Raw genomic sequence first — 20,315 nt, 5'->3', positions numbered from 1 at the left:
CAGGACATGATTATACTTTTTTTGCGTAAACTATTAAACCTTTTTCTCATTTTTATACTTCTTTCTCTTCCCTACTTTTCTCAACCAGTAATCGCTGAACCTACAACGCGCTTTTCTGAAAATGCACGGATCGTTTCTATTGGCGGATCTCTTACGGAAATCGTTTATGCACTAGGAGCTCAAGATAAACTTGTCGCACGCGATAGTACGAGCATTTATCCGCAAGAAGCACTCAAACTTCCTGTTCTTGGCTATATGCGTGCTCTTTCGCCTGAAGGTGTTTTATCGCTTGCTCCAGAAGGCATATTGCTTGTTGAAGGAAGCGGCCCTCCTTCAACAATTGACATTCTTAAAAAAACATCAATCCCTATAGTGATTGTGCCAGAAAACTACTCCCGAGAAAGTGTTATAGAGAAAATTCGCATCGTTGGAAAAGCCATTCATCGTGAGGCGCAAGCAGCCGCATTAATTAAAAAACTAAGCCGTGACTTTGTGGATAATGATGCACTTTTGGCAAAAGTAATAAAACCTAAGCGCATCCTTTTTGTTTTATCCGTACAAAATGGACGCATTATGGCATCTGGGACGGGTACAGCTGCCGATGGTATGATAAAACTTTCAGGTGGTATCAATGCCATCACAGATTACAAAGGGTATAAGCTCCTAAATAGTGAGGCGTTGTTAAAATCAAACCCTGATTTTATTTTGCTTGTGAGACATGGTGGGAAATCCTCCAGCCTTGAAAAGATTTTAGCTATGCCGGCGATTCAAGCAACGAATGCGGCGAAAAATCATGCCATTAAACAGATGGATGCCATGTATCTTTTAGGATTTGGTCCACGCACTGCAGCTGCATCGAGGGAACTTATTAATACATTTTATGGTGCAAACCAAAATGGTAAGAGCTGATAAACATGGGAAATAATGCATCCATAGTGTATGAACCTGAAACAAAAAAGAATAAAAAAGCAAATCATGCAAATTTGAGAAGGATTGTATTATTAAGTCTTGTCATATTTCTTATATTCAGTATTTTTAGTGGACTTTTGAATGGTGCTTCAAATATTTCTTTTTTTGATTTCTTTCACGTAATGCTTACGCAAGATTTTTCGGTGAGCAGTAGGACACGCGATTACCTTATACTTATCGATATTAGGCTTCCTCGTATTATATTGGGATTATTGGTTGGATCATCTTTAGCTATCTCTGGTGTTCTCATGCAGGGGCTTTTTCGCAACCCTCTTGCAGATCCTGGAATTGTAGGTGTATCAGCAGGTGCTGGACTTGGAGCAGTCTTAGCAATTGTTGTCGATATTGCCTTTCCTTCTTCATTAGCACCTTTTCTAGAACCTTACAAAGTAATCATAGGTGCCTTTTTGGGTAGTCTTCTCTCAACAATGTTTCTTTATACAATAGCAACACACCATAATTTTACCTCTATTGCAACAATGCTTCTTGCAGGTATTGCTCTTGGTGCTTTAAGCAGTGCTGTTGTGGGAACACTCATTTTTATCGCAAATGACCAACAACTCCGCGATATTACTTTTTGGAATCTTGGTTCTCTTGCAGCTGCCACGTGGTTGAAAGTTTTACTTATTCTTCCTTTTATCTGCATTGGTCTTCTTTTTTCCCCTCTTTTATCGCGGGCACTTAATGCTCTTGCTCTTGGAGAATCCGTGGCTGGCCATGTTGGTTTTCAGATTCAATGGATTAAAAATATTACTATTTTTCTTGTTGCTCTTATGTGTGGTAGCGCAGTTGCTGTTAGTGGTGGCATTGGTTTTATTGGTATTGTTGTTCCACATATTTTGCGTCAACTGATTGGTTCCAATCACTATTATCTGATTCCGTGTTCTGCTCTCTTAGGAGCAGCATTGCTTATTTTTGCTGACACCTTTGCACGTTTAATTGTTGCCCCTGCAGAATTGCCGATTGGAATCGTCACAGCACTTTTTGGTGCACCATTTTTTTTGTGGATCCTCATATGCAAAAGAGGAACAAATTTTTCATGATTGAAGCAATCAATATTGGCGTTCAACGCGGAAAAAAAAAGATTCTTAGTAATATTAGCTTTCAAGCTAAAAGTGGCGCTCTCACCGTCATTATCGGTCCTAATGGATCTGGAAAAAGTACTTTCATTAAAGCGCTGAGTGGAGAGCTTTTTTACAGTGGAAAAATGACCATAAATGGTTATGACATTAACCAGACAAAAAACTGTAAAATGGCAGAGATGCGCGCAGTGCTACCGCAATCAACAATGGTAACATTTCCCTTTTTAGTTCATGAAATAGTCGCACTTGGTCTCTCTATAAACAAATTTACTATTTCTAAAACCGAATTGCAAAACCTTATCCAAAAAGCTTTAGAGCGGGTTGGTCTTGCTGACTACGCTGATCGATACTACCACCAGTTATCAGGAGGAGAACAAGCCAGGGTGCAACTTGCTCGTGTCCTTTGCCAAATATGGGAGCCAGTGTATCATGGAATTTCTCGTTGGATGATATTAGATGAACCTATTGCTAACCTTGATATTCAACATCAGCTTGTTGTAATGGATATTGCTAAAAATTTTGCCCGTTGTGGTGGTGGCGTTCTGACTGTTCTCCATGATCTTAATCTTGCCTCACATTATGCAGATAAAATAATATTGCTAAGACAAGGAACAATTTATTGCGAAGGGAGCGTTTCTACCGTTTTGACAACACAAAATCTACGTGATGTTTATCACTGTGCTTTAATTGTTTCAGCATTACCTAAAACAGATGCTCCATTTATACTGCCTCATACAGCATCTAGCCTTTAAAATAGCGTATTGTTTTCCGAAAATCTGTTTGCTTAAATCAAAATGTTAAAGTGCATAATAAAAATGAAATATGTAGATGCGTTGAGGAATCCTTTTGTTTTAATGGACTCTTTCCTGTATCGTGGCATGTTATTTTTGGAAGTTATCCGTGCTCCCTTTCCGCAAAAAGTATTTAGAATTTAGTTGTGCTGTTACAGCTTATTTTCATAATACACAGAGAAATTGCTTCTCTCCTTCTACCATACTTCTCCTTTCTGAAAATGATATAAAAAGTTCAAGTGAATACCTCTATAATGGTAGGCGGTGTAAAGTTAGATATGTTATTATTGTTGTTTTGCTGAAATATTTAATAGAGGCTTCATACTTTTTTCTCATTTAATAGTATTATTTTTTCTCATAAAATCGCGTACTTTATCTGTTTTTTTTTAAATAGAAAAGGTATTAATTTATCTCCATAATTTATCGCCCCTATTTTGAGTTAAAAGAAACAAATACATTCGTGTTTTCTTACTTTTTTTCTTGTTATTATGAAAAAATCATTTATTGACAAATCGTAAGAAAAATTGATGCCTGAACGAAATCCTTTTGAACACGGACAAAACAATGCTCTTATGAACAACCACAATGCAAAGACAGTTATGCTATATGGGAAAAAATATAATAATAATGTTTATCTGTTATTTCGTAAGTATAAATAAAAGTATTATAACTCACATTTTTTTATAATTTGTATTTTAAATTTTGAAAATATTGTAAATTTATTTTTATTCATTTGCAAAGTGTTTTTTATCATTTTTAGTTATCTTAGTTTATTGCTCATGATCTCTTCACTACTTACGTAAAAAAGAGCGGATTTGCTCCGCATTAAAAAAGCATGAAGGGTTCTAGATTATTTATCACTCTATGGTCCTTAGATTTTATGACATAAACAACTGTTGTATCAACAGGCCGTGTTTCTCTCCCACCTATTTCAGTAGGAATCATATTGTGCATGTGCACCAGCCAATTCTGTTGTCACTGTAATGGATTCATAGTGATAAAAGGGGTTTCTTTTACCAATGTCACTAGCATTCCATACCAACTTCATAATACTGAAAATTGTGCGTATGCTCACCAGATTCCTCCATGGTACAAGTATGCGTATGCGATTTAATGATATCTTATTGCTCATCTGCAAACTGTCTATCCTGATCTAAACCACAACCGTTATCAAAACCACGTAACAACACCCCCTCTAAGATCGAGAATTTTAAAGGTTTTATCATTGTCTTTTCCATACCTATCTCCTGTTGCTTTGAATAATTGTGGATAATCTTTGCGCTTATAAGTAGCTCCATCACATAAAAACCAACCGCTTGGAATTTCTTGCATAGCAAAGGTCGCAATAAACTCGCAAAGAAAAATTTCTACCTTTGGTGGTAGAAGAGGTGTTGGATTTAAGAGATACCAGCCATCACAATCTTCCATTGAAACATCAGCATTATATACCACTTCATAAATACCATCTGTTTGTAGCTCTTCGCCTTTTAATGGTACAACACCCATACTGGTTGCTTTCTAGAGTGGCTTCTCCCCTATGTTATGTAAGAATTATTGTTGTCGTACCAGCATTCGCAGCACGAGACTTAAAACGTATAATATTATCATTTTTGTATTTCTCTATAGTTGAAGCTGTTTTCAACGTGATAAATGTTGTTTTATCTTCCACATTCACCATAAAACTTGAATTAATAGAACCCGCCACTATCTGAATTAACATTTTCATCAGCCTTTAGTGACAAATCATAAATATTAGACATCATAATCCCCCATTATTTTACAACTCTTCTAAAAATTTCTCTTCTGTGCGCTAGAGCATAACCGTCCCTTCACCACTCATTTAATAATTCATATACTGCTGCACTATCCGTTTTTAATTATTTATTTTTCTTTGACTCTGTCCAATTAAATAAACTAAATACACCGTAACTTTTACAACAGCAGTACAAATACATCCATCTGCCATGCAATTGCCTCATCAGACGTTATAACTATTGTTCTGCTGTAGCCATGCGATTATGTTTTTAAATTTTCTACCTTATTACAAAATCTATAAATATCACTCATAAAATCCCTTGCTGTGGATTTCATATAATCGTTGCTGAACGCAACAACTTACCAGATTCATAAAAATCTGCTAAAATAGGCGAAATTTTAATGTTAAATTTTATAGCTCTTTCAATATCTTAAAATTGTCTCATTTATGCTATCTATACGTTTTAAAGAATAACTACAGCTTCTTGATCTGTAATTGCAAAACTTTCATATGTTCTCAGTATCAAACAAATTTTAAAAGTTTTCTCTGATTTCCTTAAGCTAACCATCATGTTTTTATCTGCATGTAGATACCCCTTAAAACATATTCTGTTTCATTATTTTTTCCTGCAAAGCTTTAACCAGATAAATATAAGCGCTCTTTGATTCTGCCTTTACATAGCCTAGCACTCCGTGGAAATGCACCAAACAGAACAAATTTTCCATACCTCAGCTTAATTTTAGAATAACATATTCTCAACATAATAACGACGCACCGCATATTTCCACAAAATATGAAAAATACGTTCAATCAGCTTGACGTGAATTGAAAAACGCAAACTCGCACCCCACTTTCCAGAAAAACACATGTAACTGATCTTTGAAAACCAGCTCGCTATAATCGTCCATTCCCCTCCCACACTTAGTACAACTAATCGCTTTTGTATTTTGTTATATATAGATTTTTTTGCAAGAGCAACAAATCCCTTCGAGCAGAGACTTACAATTATAGAAGTTCCCTCTTCTCATGATTACATAGGAATAAACGTTCAGCAAACTGTTTTAATAGCCAATTCTGCCTTATTAAATCAATATAGAAAAATATCTCTCATCATCGAGCTTGTGATATTATGACCATAATCCAAAAATTGAAGAATTACTTGATTATCGTAAAATCTCATCGACGATTCCTCAAGCTGATAATCGTCCTTTCAACAATCATAATTTTTAGTTGCACGTTTAATTATCTCCTTATCTCCCAAAAAATCTTAAGAAATAATTTCTGAAATTAACAGAATACAAACAAATACATCTGATCTTCCCCTGCCATGCTTATAGCTAAGATCAAACCCTCACTGCTATTTTTATTGCCAAGATTCTTAATAACCTTAATCATGAATTCTTCAAAAAATATATAGAAAATACTTTCTATTAAAAAAACGATCAATTTCAAACAAATGTTACTCTATTTCACCTAATATAATTGTAAGATTTTATACCGTTCCTGTTGTAGATAAAATAATCATCTGTGATAAAAACGGTAAAATTTTCATCTAACACAGATCTGATGACATATTTTAAAAATTGCAACCGAATAGATAAAAATGAGCAATGAGACGTACTATGATTTCAGGAGCAAAAATATCACAATTCAAAGCACCTTTCGTAAAATAGAAAACATCATATAAAGAATGCTAATTACTAAAGACTGGCTACTGGATCAGCCTAAGAGATACACGAAAATACAGAATAAAGGATAAAACCATAGAAACAACAAATATAAGTCCCATTATTTTGATAATAAATTTTTGATATTGCTGTTCTTTACATAAAACCTTAGCATTTAATTTTTCACTTCATAATACCTGTTTTTATTTTCCTAAAATTCTCTAAAATCGCTCAAAATATATTTTTATGATTGACAATATGGATATTTAAGCCAACCATATTCATATTAACAAAAGTATTTTCCGTGGGAGGAGGAATGCAAATATTAAAATAGATATTGTATCAATTTTTCAAAATAAATTTTCTTGAGCTTTATTGGGTTTGCTTTTCTATAAAGTGGTACTGTTCTTATTCATCCGCATACTCGTGATTGATAATTTGAATACATCCCTATTAACATAGCAGCCTATTTTTGAACTATTTGTCTATAAGGAAAAAGTTTGTGCAGAAAAATACTCCATCAATCAGTTGTAGCCCTTTTCCCGCTTCACGCAAGATTTATCAACAGAGCCTTCTCTTTTCTGATGTGCGCGTACCATTGCGTGAAATTTCACTGACTGATGGTAGTGGTGAAAAATCTTTAAACGTTTACGATACTTCTGGCCCCTACACAGATAAGGATATGATCATTGATATTACAAAAGGCTTGCCAGCAATTAGCTTGCCTTGGCTTTCTAAGCGAGATGATACTGAAGCTTATCCTGCACGATTGATTAAACCTGAAGATAATGGATTGGCTTCTGGTAAAAACCTTACACCGCCCTTTAAACAAAAACGTCCCATTTTACGGGCAAAAAATGGCAAAGCAGTTACACAAATGGCTTATGCACGCGCAGGCATTATTACCGAAGAAATGGAATATGTGGCTGTACGAGAAAATGAAGGATTAGCAGTAAAAGAACGGCAAGATGTGTCATCAAATGAAATATTTTCTGGATCAATACCAGAAATTTATACTGCCGAATTTGTTCGCAATGAAATTGCTTGTGGACGCGCCATTATTCCACAAAACATTAATCATCCAGAATGCGAACCCATGATTATTGGGCGTAATTTTCGTGTTAAAATTAATGCCAATATTGGCAATTCGGCAGTAACTTCATCTATGGAAGAAGAAGTTGATAAAATGGTTTGGGCCATTCGCTGGGGAGCAGATACGGTTATGGACCTCTCAACAGGTCGAAATATTCATAATATTCGTGAGTGGATTATCCGAAATGCCCCTGTTCCCATCGGAACTGTTCCACTTTATCAGGCACTCGAGAAAGTACAGGGTATCGCTGAAAATTTAACATGGGATATTTTCCGTGATACCCTTATTGAGCAAGCAGAGCAAGGTGTTGATTATTTTACCATTCATGCGGGATTAAGATTACCTTTTATCCCTTTGACCATTGATCGAGTAACGGGTATTGTCTCACGAGGTGGCTCTATTATGGCAAAGTGGTGCCTACATCATCACAAAGAAAGTTTTCTCTATGAGCATTTTGATGAAATTTGTGATATTGCACGCACATATGACATCTCTCTTTCATTGGGGGATGGATTGCGTCCTGGCTCTATCGCCGATGCCAATGATGAAGCCCAATTTGCAGAGCTTAAAACTTTGGGAGAATTGACAAAAATTGCTTGGGAAAAAGATGTACAGGTTATGATTGAAGGTCCTGGACATGTCCCAATGCACAAAATTAAAGAAAATATGGAGCAACAATTAGATCTTTGTCATGAGGCACCTTTTTATACTTTGGGACCTCTTACAACCGACATTGCTCCTGGTTATGACCATATTACATCAGCAATTGGTGCTGCTATGATTGGATGGCTTGGAACAGCTATGTTGTGTTATGTAACGCCTAAAGAACATCTAGGACTCCCCGATAGAAATGATGTAAAAATTGGTGTAATTGCTTATAAAATTGCTGCCCATGCCGCTGACCTTGCCAAAGGTTTGCCTAGAGCACAATTGCGCGATAATGCTCTTTCGCGTGCACGATTTGATTTTAGATGGCATGATCAATTCAACCTTTCTCTTGATCCGGAAACAGCCTGTGCTTTTCACGATGAAACAATGCCTAAAGAAGCCCATAAATTGGTGCATTTTTGTTCCATGTGTGGACCAAAATTCTGTTCTATGCGTATTTCTCATGATATTCGTGAGGATGCAGCAATAAGAAAAACAAAAGGGGAAGGTATGACCGCCATGGCTGAGAAATATCAAAAAAATGGTAGCCTTTATATGGAAATTATTTCTCCTCAAAAAGAGAAAGTAGACAGTTGAAAAACATTCTTATCAAAGGTGCAGGCGTAGGAGGATTAACGGTTGCTTTTATGTTACAGAAAAAAGGTGCTTCTGTTACTATATCATCCCCCCCTCATTCACCCATAGGAAGTGCTAGTTGGTATGCAGGAGGGATGCTCGCACCTTACTGTGAAAGAGAAAATGCGAAACAGATTGTTGAAGATCTTGGTATACAAGCCATACAGTGGTGGCATAAAACGCTCCCAAACCTTGTCATACAAAAAGGCACTTTGGTGGTTGCACCTACACGAGATAGAGGAGAGCTTGAACAATTTTCTGTACGCACGCATAATCACAAAACCATAGATAATACAGAGATAGCTCATCTTGAGCCAGATCTTGCAGAACGTTTTAACTGTGCGCTCTTTTATGAAAGTGAAGCCCATCTTGATCCTCGCAAAGCACTTATGGCTTTGAAAGAAAAACTTCTCAACAATGGAGCATGCTTTGTTGATGTAGAGACGGCTGAAACAAATTTTGATATTGTTATTGATGCGACAGGAATAGCACGTTTAGGAAAAGACAAAAATATACGGGGCGTGCGTGGCGAAATGCTTCTCGTGCACTGCACCGATATTAGAATTTCGCGTCCAATTCGTCTCCTCCATCCACGGTTTCCTCTCTACATTGTACCACGACAAAATAATATTTTTATGATTGGTGCAACAATGATTGAGAGTGACTTTGATGGTGCCATCTCGGTGAGATCAATGATGGAATTGCTCAATGCAGCTTATACCTTGCATCCTGCCTTTGCTGAAGCAGAAATTATTGAATCTGGCGTTGGTGTTCGTCCATGTTATCCTGATAACTTCCCTTCTGTGTATAAAGATGGTAACTGTATTTTTATTAATGGATTTTATAGACATGGTTTTCTTTTATCTCCAGAAATGGCAAAACAAGCAATGAAATTAGCATTGGAATAAAGTATGCAAATATTTGTTAATGGTGAAAAAGTCCGAACAGAAGTTATGACTCTCGATCTCTTGCTTGAAGAATTGGGGTATGAAGGAATTTGGCTTGCAACCGCTGTTAACGCTGAAGTTGTTCCCATAGATGCACGAAGTCAATTTGTCTTACATGAAGGAGATAAAATTGAAATTTTAAGCCCAATGCAAGGGGGCTAAAATTATGCTGAATCTTTATAAACGGCAATTTTCTTCCCGTCTTCTATTAGGTACAGCGCAATATCCTTCACTAAAAATCCTTCGTGATGCTATCCATAAATCAAATACAGAAATTGTGACTGTTTCCTTGCGCCGTGAAACTGCAGGTGGAAAACAAAGTGGACAATTTTGGCAATTTCTTCAAGAACTTGGAGTCACAGTACTTCCTAATACTGCTGGTTGTTATACTGTTAAAGAGGCCGTAATCACAGCGCAATTAGCAAGAGATCTTTTCAAAACAACTTGGATTAAACTCGAAGTCATAGGAAATCCAGATACCTTACAGCCAAATGTTTTTTCCTTAATTGAAGCAGCGAAAATTTTAAACAACGAAGATTTCAAAATTTTTGCTTATACAACGGATGATCTTATTGTTGCTGAAAAACTTTTCGATATTGGTTGCCGTGTTATTATGCCTTGGTGTGCTCCTATTGGTTCTGCCAAAGGACCTCATAATACTGATGGACTGCGTTCTATCCGTACTTACCTTCCTGATGCTACTCTTGTTATTGATGCCGGAATTGGACGCCCGTCACATGCCACCATTGCGATGGAACTCGGTTATGATGCAGTGCTGCTCAATACCGCAGTTGCTAAAGCAAGTGATCCTGTCTTAATGGCTGAAGCATTTTCCAAAGCTGTTCAAGCAGGACGTATGGGATATAAAGCTGGCATGATCGAGGCACGTGATGTAGCAATCCCTTCAACACCAATCATTGGAAAAGCAGTCTTTTCATGAAACTAGATCCATTTTATCTCATCGTTAATAATGCTGATTGGGTTGAACGTTTGCTCCCTCTTGGTATCAAGCTCGTACAGTTGCGTATAAAACATGAAAATCAACAAACAATCCGTCAACATATCAAGCGCGCAAAAAACATATGCAGTAAATTTGGAGCACAATTAATTGTTAATGATCATTGGGAAATAGCAATTGATGAAAAATGCAATTTTATTCATCTTGGACAAGAAGATTTAAACAATGCTGATCTTCACGCAATTCGTAAAAGCGGTATAAAAATTGGTCTTAGTACACATGATGAACATGAATTGGATATCGCACTCTCTGTTAATCCTGAGTATATTGCACTTGGTCCTATTTATCCGACAATCTTAAAAAAAATGAAATGGATACCGCAAGGACTAGAAAAAATCAAACAATGGAGAAAGCGGATTGGCACTTTACCTTTGGTGGGTATTGGTGGTTTAACGCCAGAACGCGCAGTTGATATTTTAAAAGCAGGGGCAAATAGTGCTGCTGTTGTAACTGATGTTATCCTTCATGAAAAACCTGAAGAGCGTGTACAGCAGTGGATAAAAGTGACAAAAACATGGCGTTGATACCTTCCATTCTTATTGTTGCGGGCACTGATCCAACGGGAGGTGCTGGTATTGTTCGTGATATAGAAACCGCTGCACATTTTCAAATAAAAGCAAATTTAGCAATCACTTGTGTTAACGTACAGGATGATGATTGCGTTGCCGAAATCATTCCAATGCGTGGAGACTTCGTCGCTGCGCAAATGCGTGCTGCCCTAAAAGCAAATCCTATAAGCGCAATAAAAATCGGTATGACGGGAACAAAAGCAATTATAGCAGAAATCTGTAACGTGCTGAAAGACTATCCCCATGTTCCAGTTATTCTAGACCCTGTACTTGTCGCTTCATCAGGAGGAAAACTAACAACGGAAACAATCATCGACACTATGATCGATAAACTACTTCCTCATGTTGATCTTTTAACACCAAATAGAGAAGAACTTGCTCTTCTTAGCCAAAGCCCATTGGCATCTCATAATGAGCAAGCAATACAACAAGCAAAAAAACTTCTATCTTTTGGTCCACTCTCGATATTGATAAAAGGTGGACATGCAGAGGGCCATTTAGTAACGGATAGCTTTATTAATGAAACTGAAATTCTGCATATTTCTGCACCACGTTTAACAGGAACAATGCGAGGAACAGGTTGTACCCTTTCCAGCGCTATTGCTGCGCATTTGGCGTTAAATGAATCTATAACTGAAGCAGTAAAAAAAGCAAAAGCATATACCCACACATTACTTTTAAACCACTGTCAAAAAGAGCTCTAAAATTAACATCACGTTATATTTCGTCAGCATCCCTATAATAATATTAGAAACGAGAATATTATAAAGCTTGAAGAATAATTCTATCTGCTTTATTCATAAGAGGATCGATAGTAAGAAAAAATAATGTCACACCAAACTCAGTATTCAATCTCATATAAAGAACTTCTAAGCTTCTATAAAGAAAGTGGTGCTGATGCCGTGCTGACTGATGCACCTATTAACCGTTTTTGCCAATCTGCTTCTTCAGAGAAAAAATCAACACAAAAAGCAAACATTTCTCATAATCAACAGACATCGCCAACTATCAAGTTGCATCATCATCTGCTGCCCAATCCTAGTGTAGTGCAACGTGAACCTTCTGCTACAGAAATAGCTAAAAGTGCGAATACACTTGATGAATTAAAATCTGCTCTTCTCGCTTTTAGTGGCTGCTCCTTAAAACTAACAGCGAAAAATACCTGTTTTTCAGATGGAACAGAGGGGAGCGCACTCATGCTTATCGGAGAAGCGCCAGGACGCGAAGAAGATATGCAAGGCATTCCTTTCGTTGGAAAAGCTGGTATATTGCTTAATAAAATCCTCGCAGCAATCGGACTCACAAGACAAAACGTTTACATAACCAATACTATTCCATGGCGTCCACCAGGAAATAGAACACCAACACCAAGAGAAGTCGCACTATGTCGTCCTTTCGTTGAACGACATATTCAGCTGGCTAATCCTCGTATTTTGATAGCATTAGGAGGAGTTGCTACGCAATTTCTTACAGGAACTCAAAATGGAATTATCCGAACAAGGGGGAAATGGCATACTTATGCAGGGGAAGGTGAAATTGAAATACCTGTTATGCCAACTTTTCATCCAGCTTATCTTCTCAGAACGCCGAGTCAAAAAAAGCTTACATGGATAGACTTCTTAGAAGTAAAAAACCGCTTAGATAATCTCTCGTAATTCTTCAGCCTTACCTGCCCCTAAAATAGAAACGTCTTTTCTCTCATTCGCACTCTTAAAATACAGTCAGGAAAAAATTATGGAACAACCAACAACACCCATTTATCGTTTGGAAGATTACCAACCAACACCTTACGCTATCCTCAAAACACAGCTTTACTTCTGTTTAGATCCCAAAAAAACTTCCGTGACAGCAACATTGTTGATTGAAGCGCGCCACAATACAAAGGAGGGAATGCCTCTTGCGCTTTCTGGTGATGATCTTACTCTCATTTCTGTCGCTATCAATGGTGAGGCATTGCCCTCAAACGCTTATAAAAGCACACCTTCATATCTAGAAATTACAAACCCACCAGTAACCCCTTTCACATTGCAATTGATCACAGAGCTGAATCCTGAAAGAAACCACAAACTCATGGGACTTTATCTTTCAAACGGTGTTTATTGCACACAATGTGAATCGGAAGGTTTCCGTCGTATAACTTATTTTTACGATCGCCCAGATGTTCTTTCTACCTATACAGTAACAATTGAAGCAAATTCTCAGAAAATCCCTATTTTGCTTTCCAATGGAAATCTCGTAGAAACAGGAACTCTTGAAGGTAACCGTCATTTTACCACTTGGGAAGATCCTTATCCTAAACCATCTTATCTCTTCGCTTTAGTTGGTGGTGATCTTGATAAAATAGAAGATTATTTCACCACCGCATCTGGTCGGCGTATCAAGCTTGGTATCTATGTAGAAAAGGGAAAAACAAAACGAGCAACTTATGCAATGGATGCTCTCAAACGTTCCATGCGCTGGGATGAGCAGTATTTCGGACGCGAATACGATCTTGATGTTTTTAATATTGTCGCTGTCTCCGATTTTAACATGGGAGCAATGGAAAATAAAGGACTTAACATTTTTAATGATAAATATATTCTTGCAGATGCTGAAACAGCAACTGATCATGATTACAGAAATATTGAACGCGTCATTGCACATGAATATTTTCATAATTGGACCGGTAATCGTATTACCTGTCGCGATTGGTTTCAACTCTGTTTAAAAGAAGGGTTAACTGTATACCGTGATCAGGAATTTTCCTCAGATCAGAATGTACGTAGTTTGCAGCGAATTAAAAACATAAAAACATTGAAATCTCAACAATTTACTGAAGATTCTGGACCACTTGCTCATCCTGTTCGCCCTCGCCAATACAGTCAAATCAACAATTTTTACACTGCAACCGTTTACGAAAAAGGAGCGGAAGTGGTTCGCATGGTGCATACTCTTTTAGGTTCTACGCTGTTTCGTAAAGGTATGGATCTCTACTTTCAGCGTCATGATGGACAAGCTTGCACAATTGAAGATTTCATTGCTTGTTTTGCTGAAGTCTCTGGTCGAGACTTCTCACAATTCATGCTGTGGTATGAACAAGCCGGCACACCCCATGTAGAAATCGACCATCATTATAGTGACGGCATTCTCACAATCCATGCAAAGCAACATATTCCAACAACACCGCAACAAAATATAAAAAAACCTATGCTTATCCCTATCGCTTTTGGACTCTTAGGACACAACGGAGAATCTCTCACCTATGAAGCTGATGCGGATATTCAATCAGATGTTATGCTTCTCTCCAAAGAAAACCAAACATTCATATTAAGAGGAGTGAGGGAAAAACCGGTTTTATCACTGCTTAGAAACTTCTCTGCACCTATCAATCTACACACTCCATTCAATGAAAGCGAACTCACCTTTCTTGCCCAAAATGATAGTAACCAAATTAATCGCTGGCAATCACTGAACCATTTAATGACGCAAACGCTCATTCAAGCCATTCAAGATGAAACAAAAGCGAAAGAGGGTATGTCCTCTGCTTTAATAAAATTGATTGAAACTATCATTACAGATGAAAGTCTTGAACCTGAATTTCGTGCATTTTGTTTAAGTTTACCAAGCGAAGTTGAACTTGCCCATACACTTGGTAAAAATGTTGATCCAGAGCGTATTCACCATGTGCGCAATCAGTTTTTAGCTTCACTAGCGCATACACATCAAGGACTCTTCACAAAAGTTTATATGCAAATTGGAACTCATGAACCTTATTCACCAAACACTATACAAGCCGGAAAACGAGCATTGCGGAATGTTATGCTAGACTATCTCTCCATCGCTGAAGCACAACCAAATCGTGCTGCTACACAATATGCAACTGCTAATAATATGACTGACCGTATGGCTAGTATAACTACGTTAGTAAACCGCTTTAATAAAAGTGAGCAGGCGCAAAATGCCTTAAATGATTTTGAACGTCGTTATCGCCATGATCCTTTGATCATGGATAAATGGTTCTCCATTCAAGCAATGGTTGCAGGAGCATCAACACTTGACCATGTTCAAAAGCTTATGCAACATCCTCTTTTTGCAAAAAATAACCCCAATCGTGTGCATGCCTTAATTGGTGTCTTCGCGTCTCATAACTTAACAGGCTTTAACAGAGTTGATGGTGCTTCCTATGATTTTCTTTGCCAAATTATTTTAGAAATTGACAAAAAAAATCCACAACTTGCTTCGCGATTGCTAACAATGATGCGCTATTGGCGACAATTAGAACCCATTCGGCAACAAAAACTTGAAACCGCATTAAAAACAATTGCAGCAGCTCCTCAATTGTCAAGCGATGTAGCTGATATCAGCAATCGTATACTTGCTTAAAAAAACATTATAATCAATATGCCATAGTATTTTTCATGCAAACACATGATTTAGCTCTTCGGCAATGGTAAGCCTCATAAACAGGTTATTTAGATCTGTTTATGAGGCATATTCAGATTCCTTTTCATTTCCATACTCCATGCTCATAAAAGTAAAATTGCTTTTTTTAAAAAAAAGACTGGACAGAAGACTCCTGTTTTGATTCATTGCTCCCTATGGGTTTACTATGAATATTGAAGCAGTTTTTAAATTACATTATTCCATAATTAAAGGAACTAAAGATGGCTAAATTGGACGCATATCATGCGCCAACGGAGGTGTATACTGATTCAAAATCAAGCGCTCAAAATCATAAAGCGCAGAAAGAGCATATTAATCTGTTTTCCGGTTCAGCCTATCAAAAACTTCTTTTTGTTGAACCTTGGCTGCGACGTTCACTCCCATTTGTAATTCTTGCATTTCTTGTTATACTAGCAGCAATCCGTTTCTTATCAATCTATGATTGGCGCAATACAATTGATACGAACACGCGTTCCACCATCACTCTCTTAGCTTCTCATATTACCAATACAATTGATCGCGACTTGCTTGCCGCCGCTCAACAAAGAAAAGCCACTGCTCTTTCTCATAATCATTTGCAAAACATCTTTACCAATCTTCGTAACAAAGGTCTTATCAAAACCAGCACTATTATTGCTATTGTCGATCAAAAAGGAAATGTCTTAGCCTCATCAAGTTCAGAGATTCCTTTTGGAAAGCCTTTAGAGGATTTTACCTCTGAGAGCATTGCTTTACAAGCTCTGGGACAACACGCTGGAATTATGAAAATAACAATAGGAAAAAATGCCCCTGCACTTGCTTTACTGCACAAAACAGAAAATGGACAATATGGTGTTTTCGTCAGCGAAAAAACGCAACATATCTATATGGAATGGCACAAAATTTTCTCGCTAAATATGACCCTGTTTATAGCAACTACAGGTGTTATTTTGGCTCTTTTCTATGCTTATTACAATCAAATTGTACGTGCACGTAATACAGATTTAATTTCAGAAAAAATTCAAACCCGTATTGATATGGCCATGATGCGTGGACGCTGTGGACTGTGGGATTGGAATATGGCACGTGGACGTGTTTACTGGTCACGGGCAATTTATGAAATGCTCGGTTATATACCTCAGGACGCATTGCTATCAATTTCCCAAATTACCGCCATTATTAATCCAAATGATGCAAATTTTTTTGATCTTGCTCAGGAATTAATGGGCGGTAAAAAAAAGCATATCGATATTAATGTCCCTATGCGCCACGCCGATGGTCATTATGTTTGGATGCGCATTCGTGCTGAAGTTACGGATGAAGAAGAACCTCATTTAGTTGGTATTGCCTTCGATATTAGTGAACAACGCCAATTGGCAGAAGAAACAGCACAGGCCGATCTTCGTATCCGCGATGCAATTGAAAATATTTCTGAATCTTTTGTGTTATGGGATTCGGAAGGACGTTTAGTCATGTCCAACAGCAAATTTTGCGAATATGCTGCGATCCCTAAACAAGTGTTACAATCAGGTATCCAACGTGCAACCGTCGAAGCTATGGCCCGCCCTGCAATTAGTGAATATCCCCTCAAAGACGATGGTACCGGTAATTTAACCAGTATTCGCCAAACTGCAGATGGTTGTTGGCTAAAAATTAATGAACGGCGCACACAAGATGGAGGACTTGTTTGTATTGGTACAGATATTTCTGAGCTTAAACAACAACAGGAAAAATTTGAAGACAGTGAAAGACGCCTTTTTTCTTTCATTCAAGAACTCAAACGTGCTCGAGGAAATGCTCAACAACGTGCAACAGAAGTTGAAAAACTTAATAAAAGTCTCAAGGCAGAAAAAGAGCGTGCTGAAAGTGCCAATAAAGCTAAATCAGAGTTTTTAGCTAATATGTCCCATGAATTGCGCACTCCACTTAACGCTATTCTAGGATTTTCGGATATCATGTTGCAATCCACCTTTGGCCCTCTTGGTTCAGAACGCTATAAAGAATATATGCACGATATTTACAATTCAGGAACACACCTGCTAACCCTTATTAATGATATCCTTGACATGTCAAAAATCGAAGCTGGTAGATTTTCCCTTAATTACAACAACATAAATCTCGAGCCCATTATCAGCGAAGCGGTGCGAACACTCACACCACAAGCTCAAGAAAAAAATATTTCTGTTACAACAAATATTGCTCCAGAACTGCACGCAGAAGTTGATATTCGTGCCATGAAACAGATCTTCCTTAATCTTATCTCTAATGCTGTTAAATTTACACCCTCTGGAGGGAGTATTGATATTTGCGCTTTTAGGAAAAAGAATAACCTTATTTGTAAAATTAAAGATACAGGAGTTGGTATTCCTCAATCAGCGATAAAAAAACTTGGACAACCTTTTGAACAGGTCGAAAATCAACTCACTAAAACCCATACTGGTTCAGGTCTTGGCCTGGCTATTTCACGCTCCTTGCTGGAACTCCATAAAGGAAAACTTGAAATTGTCTCTAAAGAAATGAAAGGCACAACTGTAACCATTACAATGCCTATTAAACAAAGTTAAATTCCTCTTTTTGTTCCCTTTGTAGTAAAATCTTTTTTCGCCTTATGCCCCAACGATAACCGGAAATAAAACCATTCTTGCGTACCACCCGGTGACAAGGAATAACCAACGCTAACTCGTTACACGCACAAGCATTAGCAACTGCACGAAAAGCTTTAGGCATACCGATATGTTGTGCTAATGATTCATATGAAATTGTCTCTCCACACGGTATCTTACATAACACCGCCCATACTTTCTGTTGAAAGACTGTGCCATTTATATCTAAGGGAAAATTGTATTTCCTTGCCAACTTGGGAGTTTCTATCATTGCTATAATGTGTGCAACTTCTCTCTTAAATATATTGTCATTATCCACTTTTTTTGCATCACCAAAACGTACCATGAATTCCTGTATTAATTGTTCTGTAGTATCTCCAAACGCTATATTACAAATCCCCTTTTGAGACTTTGCTACCAAAAGCCCCCCTATTGAGACGTTTCTCAAACAAAATATTTTCTTTTGAGAACTGTTCAGTATTTTAGCCTTTCTTATATTTCTAAAAGATTTAAACAGCACAAATAAAATAAAGAGATTTCCTCATCGCACTCTTTACAAGATAAAACAAAACAAATTCCTAAGGAAACAGAAAAGTGATTCTTACCAAAGGTATTTCAAACAAGATAACTTCTCTCTTTAAAAGAGATGTTTCACAATATATACTTGAAACAATAAAAGCTCCATTCAAAAATGGAGCTCTTTTAAAATTCAAAATTGCAACAAATTAAAATTTGTACGCTACGCCAATACGGAAATCATTCGTTCTGTAGTTAATTTTTACCCTTTCATGTGCTAATTTCTTCTTACGATAATCTGAATAGCGATATTCTGCACGTACAATAAAATTATCAATCATTGCAAAATCAATACCACCTCCAAGGGTATAACCAATCATCTTCTTTTTCTCATCATGCCACAAATCTGTAGAATCATCTGCTCTACTTGTTGTATCACCTGTTATCTCATAAATATTTCGAAGCTGCGTATAAGCGACGCCTCCTGCAACATAAGGCATTATACGATCAGCAGAAAGACCAATTCGCACGCGCATAGCACCAAACCATTTTTGTTTTAAAGTATGGTGCACAATTTGATCAGACATCATCTCATTTTCTTCCACGAGATCTTCTGTTGAACCCGTTATTCTGAGCTCTTCTGATACGACTGTAGTTTTGTCCTTCCTCGACGACTTAATGTCTTTTGTACTCTTTTTATCAGACCACATTATATCTGTATCAATACCTATAATAAAACCATCATCGATATCAACATTGTAACCTGCATAAACACCACCTACGAAACCAGAAAGTTTAGGAAAAAGCTCCTTTCTAATTGGAATCCACTTTCCTACACTCTGATCTCTTAAATAACTTGAATTAACCTTACTTGAAAAACCACCAATTTGACCCCCAAAGTAAAGCCCCGCCCAAGAAAACGCCGGAACCGTAACAATAGGTACCGGATATTCTGGTACATTAACATCCACTGCTTGTACTTCAGAAACTAAAATTAAAGAAAGAATAGATGCTGTAATTAAGTATTTTGTAGCCATAATTGCTCCCCTAAAAGCTAATGTTACAACTAATAATTGAATTTATTCATATTTTTTCAAAAAATCTATAGTAAAAATGATACAGTTACATAATAAATAAAATTTATATTCAAAAATATAATAAAAATTTAAACAAAAATTATGATAATCTCTAAAGTATTATAAACTGTACTTGTTGCATCTTTCATCATTGCGCAGCAGTGGGCATATAATCATAATATCAATTACTGAAAAAAATGAGATTTTCTTACGCAATCAGTAAAGCTTGTTGCTCTCCTTCACTCAATATATTTTCGTTCTGCATCTGTTAAAAACACACATAACTACAATCTGTGTGAAATTTTGTAGCATCTCTGGGCTTATGACTGTATATGATTTAGTATGCTTTTCTATAATTAAGTGGATGATATGTCATGGATACACATTAACTAAGAAAAACTGATAAAGGGTGCTATCCATTAAAAGACGGAAAAAAATTTTCCAAACTTTCTTCATGAACAATAATACCTAGAATGAACTGATTTTAGTACAAAAAACATAAAAACCAGTGTAGGAGATGAAATACAAATAGGTTTTGCTGTT

Annotated in this window: 14 protein-coding genes and 1 pseudogene; 12 read left to right on the top strand and 3 right to left on the bottom strand. The window is 37.0% G+C overall.

Annotated features, from left to right (window positions below; genetic code table 11):
* Positions 1-6 precede the first annotated feature (6 nt).
* Genes V4B17_RS01440 through V4B17_RS01430 form a run of 3 tightly spaced genes read left to right on the top strand, consistent with a single transcriptional unit; the run spans position 7 to position 2,803 of the window.
* Positions 7-909: a heme/hemin ABC transporter substrate-binding protein gene (locus V4B17_RS01440; RefSeq protein ID WP_455479743.1), complete on the top strand. Its 903-nt coding sequence runs from the start codon at positions 7-9 to the stop codon at positions 907-909.
* 5 nt (positions 910-914) lie between these two features.
* Positions 915-2,012: a FecCD family ABC transporter permease gene (locus V4B17_RS01435; protein WP_455479742.1), complete on the top strand. Its 1,098-nt coding sequence runs from the start codon at positions 915-917 to the stop codon at positions 2,010-2,012.
* A complete protein-coding gene (locus tag V4B17_RS01430) occupies positions 2,009-2,803 on the top strand; it encodes a heme ABC transporter ATP-binding protein (protein ID WP_455479741.1) in 795 nt (264 codons plus the stop codon). Before V4B17_RS01435 ends, V4B17_RS01430 begins: the two co-directional genes overlap by 4 nt.
* A gap of 864 nt (positions 2,804-3,667) precedes the next feature.
* Here the strand turns inward: V4B17_RS01430 and V4B17_RS01425 are convergent.
* A pseudogene (locus V4B17_RS01425) lies at positions 3,668-4,602 on the bottom strand (phage tail protein).
* 2,165 nt (positions 4,603-6,767) lie between these two features.
* Between V4B17_RS01425 and thiC the strand changes: the two are divergent.
* The 9 genes from thiC (at position 6,768) to V4B17_RS01380 (ending at position 18,141) form a co-directional block, all read left to right on the top strand.
* Positions 6,768-8,603 (top strand): phosphomethylpyrimidine synthase ThiC, encoded by a 1,836-nt coding sequence (gene thiC, locus V4B17_RS01420; protein WP_455479740.1) that lies wholly within the window; start codon positions 6,768-6,770, stop codon positions 8,601-8,603.
* Complete coding sequence (thiO, locus tag V4B17_RS01415; protein WP_455479739.1) at positions 8,600-9,550, top strand: glycine oxidase ThiO; 951 nt, start codon at positions 8,600-8,602, stop codon at positions 9,548-9,550. Before thiC ends, thiO begins: the two co-directional genes overlap by 4 nt.
* A gap of 3 nt (positions 9,551-9,553) precedes the next feature.
* Positions 9,554-9,751, top strand: coding sequence for a sulfur carrier protein ThiS (gene thiS / locus V4B17_RS01410; RefSeq protein WP_455479738.1), 198 nt, complete (start codon positions 9,554-9,556; stop codon positions 9,749-9,751).
* A 4-nt stretch (positions 9,752-9,755) separates the two neighbouring features.
* Positions 9,756-10,529 (top strand): thiazole synthase, encoded by a 774-nt coding sequence (locus V4B17_RS01405; RefSeq protein WP_455479737.1) that lies wholly within the window; start codon positions 9,756-9,758, stop codon positions 10,527-10,529.
* Positions 10,526-11,131 (top strand): thiamine phosphate synthase, encoded by a 606-nt coding sequence (locus V4B17_RS01400; RefSeq protein ID WP_455479736.1) that lies wholly within the window; start codon positions 10,526-10,528, stop codon positions 11,129-11,131. The genes V4B17_RS01405 and V4B17_RS01400 overlap by 4 nt, the downstream gene beginning before the upstream one ends.
* The gene (locus V4B17_RS01395; RefSeq protein ID WP_455479735.1) at positions 11,122-11,880 is read left to right on the top strand and encodes a hydroxymethylpyrimidine/phosphomethylpyrimidine kinase; all 759 of its coding nucleotides are present in this window, start codon (positions 11,122-11,124) and stop codon (positions 11,878-11,880) included. Before V4B17_RS01400 ends, V4B17_RS01395 begins: the two co-directional genes overlap by 10 nt.
* 123 nt (positions 11,881-12,003) lie before the next feature.
* Positions 12,004-12,831: a uracil-DNA glycosylase gene (locus V4B17_RS01390; protein ID WP_455479734.1), complete on the top strand. Its 828-nt coding sequence runs from the start codon at positions 12,004-12,006 to the stop codon at positions 12,829-12,831.
* Positions 12,832-12,910: 79 nt separating this feature from the next.
* Complete coding sequence (gene pepN / locus V4B17_RS01385; protein ID WP_455479733.1) at positions 12,911-15,538, top strand: aminopeptidase N; 2,628 nt, start codon at positions 12,911-12,913, stop codon at positions 15,536-15,538.
* A 281-nt stretch (positions 15,539-15,819) separates the two neighbouring features.
* The gene (locus V4B17_RS01380) at positions 15,820-18,141 is read left to right on the top strand and encodes a PAS domain-containing sensor histidine kinase (protein ID WP_455479732.1); all 2,322 of its coding nucleotides are present in this window, start codon (positions 15,820-15,822) and stop codon (positions 18,139-18,141) included.
* On the opposite strand, the gene V4B17_RS01375 is transcribed toward V4B17_RS01380, so the two are convergent.
* Positions 18,128-18,661, bottom strand: coding sequence for a methylated-DNA--[protein]-cysteine S-methyltransferase (locus V4B17_RS01375; RefSeq protein WP_455480154.1), 534 nt, complete (start codon positions 18,659-18,661; stop codon positions 18,128-18,130). The two genes, V4B17_RS01380 and V4B17_RS01375, sit on opposite strands and share 14 nt — an antisense overlap.
* Positions 18,662-18,905: 244 nt before the next feature.
* The gene (locus tag V4B17_RS01370) at positions 18,906-19,733 is read right to left on the bottom strand and encodes an outer membrane protein (RefSeq protein ID WP_455479731.1); all 828 of its coding nucleotides are present in this window, start codon (positions 19,731-19,733) and stop codon (positions 18,906-18,908) included.
* Between the last annotated feature and the right edge of the window lie 582 nt (positions 19,734-20,315).

It is taken from the genome of Bartonella sp. B23 (assembly GCF_053793815.1).
Note: the sequence above shows the minus strand (reverse complement) of the source record. Positions and strands in the feature narration are given on the sequence as shown.